7 protein-coding genes and 1 tRNA gene are annotated in these 6,231 nt (G+C 54.5%); 4 read left to right on the top strand and 4 right to left on the bottom strand.

Annotation, left to right across the window (positions count from 1 at the left end):
• Positions 1-310: 310 nt before the first annotated feature.
• Both VMW85_04525 and VMW85_04520 read right to left on the bottom strand, forming a co-directional pair.
• Positions 311-1,468 (bottom strand): formate--phosphoribosylaminoimidazolecarboxamide ligase family protein, encoded by a 1,158-nt coding sequence (locus tag VMW85_04525; protein HUT27292.1) that lies wholly within the window; start codon positions 1,466-1,468, stop codon positions 311-313.
• Between the two features lie 56 nt (positions 1,469-1,524).
• On the bottom strand, positions 1,525-2,757 hold the full coding sequence (locus tag VMW85_04520) for a magnesium transporter (GenBank protein HUT27291.1): 1,233 nt from the start codon (positions 2,755-2,757) through the stop codon (positions 1,525-1,527).
• A gap of 301 nt (positions 2,758-3,058) precedes the next feature.
• Here VMW85_04520 and VMW85_04515 point away from each other — a divergent pair, with 301 nt between their 5' ends.
• Positions 3,059-3,682, top strand: a complete 624-nt coding sequence (locus VMW85_04515; GenBank protein HUT27290.1) for a TrkA C-terminal domain-containing protein — start codon at positions 3,059-3,061, stop codon at positions 3,680-3,682.
• A complete protein-coding gene (locus VMW85_04510; protein HUT27289.1) occupies positions 3,682-4,260 on the top strand; it encodes a PhoU domain-containing protein in 579 nt (192 codons plus the stop codon). The genes VMW85_04515 and VMW85_04510 overlap by 1 nt, the downstream gene beginning before the upstream one ends.
• An 11-nt stretch (positions 4,261-4,271) precedes the next feature.
• On the opposite strand, the gene VMW85_04505 is transcribed toward VMW85_04510, so the two are convergent.
• Both VMW85_04505 and VMW85_04500 read right to left on the bottom strand, forming a co-directional pair.
• Positions 4,272-4,344, bottom strand: a tRNA-Gln gene (locus VMW85_04505).
• A 53-nt stretch (positions 4,345-4,397) separates the two neighbouring features.
• Positions 4,398-5,030 carry an adenylate kinase gene (locus tag VMW85_04500; protein ID HUT27288.1) on the bottom strand — a complete coding sequence of 211 codons (633 nt, stop codon included), beginning with the start codon at positions 5,028-5,030 and terminating at the stop codon, positions 4,398-4,400.
• A gap of 108 nt (positions 5,031-5,138) precedes the next feature.
• Here VMW85_04500 and VMW85_04495 point away from each other — a divergent pair, with 108 nt between their 5' ends.
• Both VMW85_04495 and VMW85_04490 read left to right on the top strand, forming a co-directional pair.
• Positions 5,139-5,669, top strand: coding sequence for a GNAT family protein (locus VMW85_04495; GenBank protein HUT27287.1), 531 nt, complete (start codon positions 5,139-5,141; stop codon positions 5,667-5,669).
• A complete protein-coding gene (locus VMW85_04490; protein ID HUT27286.1) occupies positions 5,663-6,208 on the top strand; it encodes a GNAT family protein in 546 nt (181 codons plus the stop codon). Before VMW85_04495 ends, VMW85_04490 begins: the two co-directional genes overlap by 7 nt.
• Positions 6,209-6,231: the final 23 nt, after the last annotated feature.

Here is a 6,231-nt window from a genome sequence, read left to right as displayed (position 1 = left end):
GCTCCATTTATTGGGCCGTCATCATCAAACACGTTGATCGATAATTTGTTCCCGGTAGCGGCGCTGACGCCCGGGGCCAACATCACCAATAGGGGTGAGGCCAAGAGTATCAGGACCATTAATCCGGTCGCTAGCTTCCAGGTATTCTTACTTTGCATTATTTCCCTCCCTCACGATAGGCGCACCTACAGTGCTCACTGAGCGTCGGGTTACTTCGGAATAGTGTTGCCATTTATAAAGGTTATCCAAGTCTATAATTAGACTGGCCATCACTAAAAGAGTATACGGGAAGGAGTTTACGATACATCGTCTATGTAACGATCTCTTCGACCCTCTCTTGCTCAATGGCCCGTCGGACCTCCATGGCCAGACGGCGACCGGTGCTCATGCTTCTCCTCCATAAGGAATTGCCGTAAGGGTGTCCTACGGACATGTGCACATTGGTTCCTCCCCCTATGCGTGGCGCTACATCGTATATGAAGAAGCGCAGGTCCTTGTCGACACAGGTTTGAAGGCAGAACGGGCCGATCATGCCTGGAGCGAAATGCTTCTCCGCGGCCTTAACGAACTTCTCGGCTAGGTCGAACGCCCCATCCAATAACGATTCCCTCATGGTAGCGGAGTTGTGCCCGCAGACCGTGTACTCCGGTATGCGCTGCGAATCGTTCAACGCCAGCTGCTGCTCCGCCGGTAAACGGACGAAACCGTCCAAGGAACTCTCGAACCTCCAATCGATGCCCAGCAGCTCGATGCGGGCATCCTTCTCCTCCAAAGGAGAGCGGAAGAAGTCCAGGTTGAGCACTGGACCGATTATGTACTCCTCCATACGTGCCTCTGCCAACGATTCTTGGTCGATGACACCTTGAGAGATGAGCTTCTGTGATTTCTCCTCGTACTCTTTCAGGGTCGATGCGGTGAAGAAGCCCCGCTCCAACTTCTTCTGCTTGTGATGCAACTTGATGATGGTCAGGGCGGTTATGTCCTCGGGGCGCTTCACTTTGCGGGGGGAGGGCATTCCGGCCTTGTCCAGCAGCCAGTAATAATCTTTCTCCCCACCACGGTCCTCGCATCGCAGCAATGATCGGGAGCCGACCATTGGAACCGTGAAATCGTCCTCCACCGCGTCGATGCTGCAGTATGAAGTGAAAGAACGGTTCGGCACGAAAAGAACGTTCTCCTTAAGCAGATGGTCCATCACCCGAGGGGTAATGGTCTCCTTGAACTTCTTGAGCATGATCGTTTCATCGACCATCCCCCGCCTCAACTTACCGCTGGCGTCGCGTTTGGCCTTGAAGTATTTGGTGTAGGCGGTATCCCGGCCTTCCTGGCATACGGCTAAAGTATTGAATCCTTCCTCCACCGCCCCGTCACAGACGTCCAAAGCGGAGTGGGAAGCCAATACACCGATCTTTATTTTTTCTGGATCGTATCTCTCCAGATTGCCCAAGATGGTCTCCTTATCGATCATCCATATCCCTCAAGAATACCTAGGGAACGTTCCATAGCATATTAAGTTGTGCCAAATCAGGCCGAGAGACCGAAAGCCACTATTACGCCCATAAGCGCCAGTGCCCCAATGAAATCGATGGCCGAGGAAGTTACTGGAATACTATGATCGTCTGGGTCCAGGGAGAACATGAACGTCGTCACCGCCACGTAATAGGAGAGGAAATTGAGCACAGTGACAGTGATCAGCCCGGCCACCAGACCCAATGTGATCATGATCAGCAGACCTGGTGAGGCCAGACCCATGGCTAGTGAGACGAAATGCGTGGCAATGCTGACGAATGTGAAGGCCCAAAGGGCGAAGATGTAGATGATAGCGAAGTTCTCGTACCCGACCTTTCCGGGCGTCCTTCCCGGGGACATGATACCCATGTGCAGCAGGGAGGATATACGGGATGTCAGTATCCCGCCCAGGGCGTTGCAGTTCTGCAGGAATAGAGGTATTAGGACCAGTAATGCCGGGAAGGCCACCAGGTGGGCAAGCTGGTCCTCGATGGTCAACCCCGCACCCAGGTCCAGAATGGTACAGATAGCTAGCACCGGGGCGCTCTGCACGAAGATGCGCTTGGCCTCCGCGTCCCTCCGGTAAAGCGCCTCGTACACCAGGTACATGGTTATGGCCAGGAACGCCACTACCATCAGTTCGTAGAAAAGGTCGCTGATGATCGCCTTGCCATCGAGAACGATTATGGCGGCAAGGAAGAGCATGGGCAAGGTAACGATATCACCGGCCGCGGTTATCAGCGGGGCGCTGATGTTGTCGATGTCCCAGTTCCGGCGGAAACCGATGTTGGCCACTATGACGTTCACCACCAGCAGCACAAATCCGGCCAGCACCCCTCCGAAAACGGAGATGAAGATGAACTGTTCCAGGCTGATGCTGTTCACCCCCAGCGCGGATGACACTACCTTGGCCAGCACACCCATGAGGAAGGAGATGGTCATTGTAAGGATCAGCGACGCCTCCATGTTCTGGCGCAGAATGCTGCCCTTCCGCAATGAGTGTTCGAAAGTCCCCACGTGCATGGACGTGCCTAACCGGCTTCCCAAGGCGCCGAAGATGTTCCCCCTCATCCCTATGGCCGGGGGTATGAGTATCATGAGCCCGGGCAATAGCTCGAGGGTGTTGGTCATCGAACCCAGGGTGACACCGGCCAAAATGTCGCCCACCGAGGAGATGAGCAGTGCGGTGAACCCCAATATGAAGACCGCCCTGTTGTTACTGAAGAACGCCTTCACTACCCCGCTCACGTCCGCACCCGCTATTAGGTAACATTTTAGTATATTAATAATAAGCCGTGCCACCAGATGGTATAATTTGAGTTCTTATAGACTGGTAAAAATCCCTGGTTTTCGCAACGATGATATATGGAGAACCTCATAACGAACGAGTGACGGCGGTCCACCGGTGTCAATGACCTGGTGGCTCCCGTGAGGCCAACCAAGATGTCACGCGCGATATCCATCATCAACCCCCGGCCCAGCCGATGGCCAGGTGACGTGGCACGGTGTAGGTGTTTTTTTTATGTTTGATCATGGGAGAGACCAACGATTGGATAAGTATGATCTGACTCACGCCACAGTGAGAGAGATGCTCACCGAAATGAAGGACATCTCAGAGATCATGGTGGACCTGGCTTACGCCTCCATAATGTTCGATAGTGAGGAGACCGCCGAAGAGGTCAAGAACCTTGAAGCCGACATGGAAGAGCTGAGCAAGAACATCCGTATCAAGGCCATGCTCTCTGCCCGGACCCTTAAGGATGCCGCCAAACTATCCTCCCTTCTTGAGGTCGCCTCCGCTTCCCGGCGTATATCCAACGCTGCCGGGGACATCGTCAAGCTCATAGAATGCGAGGTGGACAAACGTCCTTTCCTGTCATTTATTCTAAGAGAGGCCGAAGAGAAGATCAAGCGCCTGGTGCTGAACGATGGATCAGATATGGTAGGGCGTTCCATCGATGAGCTGGCCGTGGAATCGGAGACGGGGATGCGCATCATCGCCATCAAACGTGGCAAGCGCTGGATCTATGACCCCGAGGACGAGACGAAGCTGAAGGCCGGGGACACCTTGATCGTCCGCGGAACGGACGACGGATACGACATTTTACGGACCTATGCCATCGGCGAGGAGAAGTGGCCAGTGTACCCCGATGAAGAAACGGAGGAAGATTGATGGACCAACTGGACGAGATGCTTCTGGAGCTCAAGGACACGTCGGAACTGATGATCGACCTGGCCTATTCATCCCTATTATACAACAACAAGGAGATCGCCGAGGAGGTCGTGCTCATGGAAGAGATGCTGGATGGACTGGCTAACGACATCCAACGCCAGGCGATCGAACGAGTGGTGCAGGACGGGGACGAAGGGAAGGCCTTCACGATCATCAAGTTGGCCGCGGCAGTAGAGGAGATATCCGATGCGGCAATGCAGATCGCCATGGTGACCATCATGGATGATGAACCGCACCCAGTTATCCTTCTGAGCATCAAGGACGCCGACACCATCATCACCTTTGCTGAGGTCAAGGACGGATCGGACCTGGTGGGACGGACCCTAGGCAAAATGCGGTTGGCCAGTCAGAGCGGCATGTGGGTTGTGGCGATAAAGCGTGGACGCAAATATCTCTATGGACCGGACAAGTCTACAAAACTGGAGATCGGCGACGTGGTCATCTCCAGGGGACCACCGGATGCCGAGAAGTACTTCCAAGACCTGTGCTTTGGAAAAGAACGTCTGGAAGATCTGTAAAGGTTAAAAAGTAGCCCCGTCCAGATTCGAACTGGAGTCGCAGGATCCAGAATCCCGCATGATTGACCGCTACACTACGGGGCTGTGAAGCGATGGTAAATGTTTCCCATCTTTAATCTTTTCGTTGGATGTGGGTATTAGGCGGCCTTGATGACCGCCGCGATGTGTTGGTAGACATCATCTATCGCACCCATACCATTCACGGACTTGAGCACCCCTTTCTTACGATAATGCTCGGTGAGGGGAGCGGTACGCTCTGTGTATGTGTTGAAGCGTTCACGCACCACCTTCTCGGTGTCGTCACTTCTCTGAGCAAGCTCGCCGCCACACTTATCGCAGACACCTGCTTTCTTCGGAGGATTGAACTCCAGATGGAACACCGCGTTGCAGGCCCGGCACGATCGTCTTTCCGTCAAACGTTTGATAAGCACTTCCTGGTCCACTTCCAGGTCTATTGCCATCTCAACATTGAAGAACTCTTCCAGTTTATGGGCTTGCTCCAGGGAGCGAGGGAAGCCGTCCAGCAATATCCCGTCCTTCAGCCCTTTGAGCTTTTCCCTTATCAGCCCTACCACCAGGTCGTCAGGTACCAGCTTGCCGGCGTCCATGTAGCCTTTGGCCTCGACGCCCAATGGGGTGCCGTTGCGTACCGCCTCGCGCAACAGGTCCCCGGTAGATATCTTGGTGAAACCGAACTCAGCCACCAGCCTCTCGGTCTGCGTTCCCTTGCCTGAACCGGGAGGTCCTAAAAGCACGATCTTCAGGTCCATGGCCGGCGATACCGTTCCCCATAAATCATCTTTACGATTAATCCTAGGGTCTGTTCGGAGATTGATACCTGGAATAAGATTATCTGCCCAGGGGCGAATTAGGGCCACATGCTCAAAGGAGCGTTAGTGGGATTGGAGCCGATACAAACGACCGACGAACTAGCCATGTACAAATGGCTCAACGATCCGGCGGTGAGGGAGAGCGTTGGTCGGCCGCGGTGGAAACCCTGCTACAGTCTGGAACAGGTGCAGGACCTCATACGGGAGCGTCTGGCCCAGCCATCTCGTTTCGATATGATCGTTGTGGACCTGGCAGATGTGACCCCCAGGGGACTGGTGGAGATCACCCACTTGCACCCAATGAGCAATTCGGCCGAGATGGCGCTGATATGGGGGGAGGAAAAGGACGAGGATAGAATGGTAGAGGCTTTGACGCTGACAGCCAGCTACGCATTCGATACCCAGAGCATGCATCGATTGTGGACTAGGGTGCCATCGGGCAACCTTACCCTCCTAGGCGCGTTCGAGAAAGCGGGATTCAGAGCCGAGGGGATGCTGAGGGAGGACCATTTCAGCGGCGGTGTCTGGCGTGATGCCGTTCTACTTTCCCTGCTCTCAGAGGAGGCAGGATCGTGCTGATCGGTGAGAAGGTGAACCTGGTGGCGGTGGAGCGCAGCTACGCCCTTTTGTACGCCAAGTGGATCAACGACCCGGAGGTCACCCGGTGGTTGAAGGCCGATCCACCGATCAGTCTGGAGATGGAATACGGCTGGGTGGACGGAATACACCGGAACGACAGGATGACCTTCACAATACTCACCAAGGAGGGAAAACCCATCGGTAACACTGGATTGGAAGAGATCGCCTGGAAATATCGAAGGGCCACCATTGGCATCATGATCGGTGAGAAGGATCACTGGGGAAAGGGTTACGGCAGCGACGCCATCACCACCTTGTTGCGTTACAGCTTCGAGGAGCTGGGCATGCGACGAGTGGAGCTGTTCACCGACACGGAGAACGTCCGGGCCAGGAAGGCCTACAAGAAGTGCGGTTTCCAGGATGAAGGGGTCATACGTCAAAACCGTTCCAAGAACGGCCACGTGGTAGACGATGTCCTCATGTCCATACTGGCCACGGAATGGTTCGCCAAGCATCCACGGTTACAGCCAAGGGCATAAGGTATTAGTACATAGATTTCAAT

The sequence above is a fragment of the Methanomassiliicoccales archaeon genome (assembly GCA_035527755.1).
GTDB lineage: Archaea > Thermoplasmatota > Thermoplasmata > Methanomassiliicoccales > UBA472 > UBA472.
Note: the sequence above shows the minus strand (reverse complement) of the source record. Positions and strands in the feature narration are given on the sequence as shown.

Coding starts and splice junctions, on each gene's coding strand:
- VMW85_04525 (HUT27292.1), bottom strand. CDS start 1,468: ATGATCGATAAGGAGACCATCTTGGGCAATCTGGAGAGATACGATCCA.
- VMW85_04510 (HUT27289.1), top strand. CDS start 3,682: ATGGACCAACTGGACGAGATGCTTCTGGAGCTCAAGGACACGTCGGAA.
- VMW85_04500 (HUT27288.1), bottom strand. CDS start 5,030: ATGGACCTGAAGATCGTGCTTTTAGGACCTCCCGGTTCAGGCAAGGGA.
- VMW85_04495 (HUT27287.1), top strand. CDS start 5,139: ATGCTCAAAGGAGCGTTAGTGGGATTGGAGCCGATACAAACGACCGAC.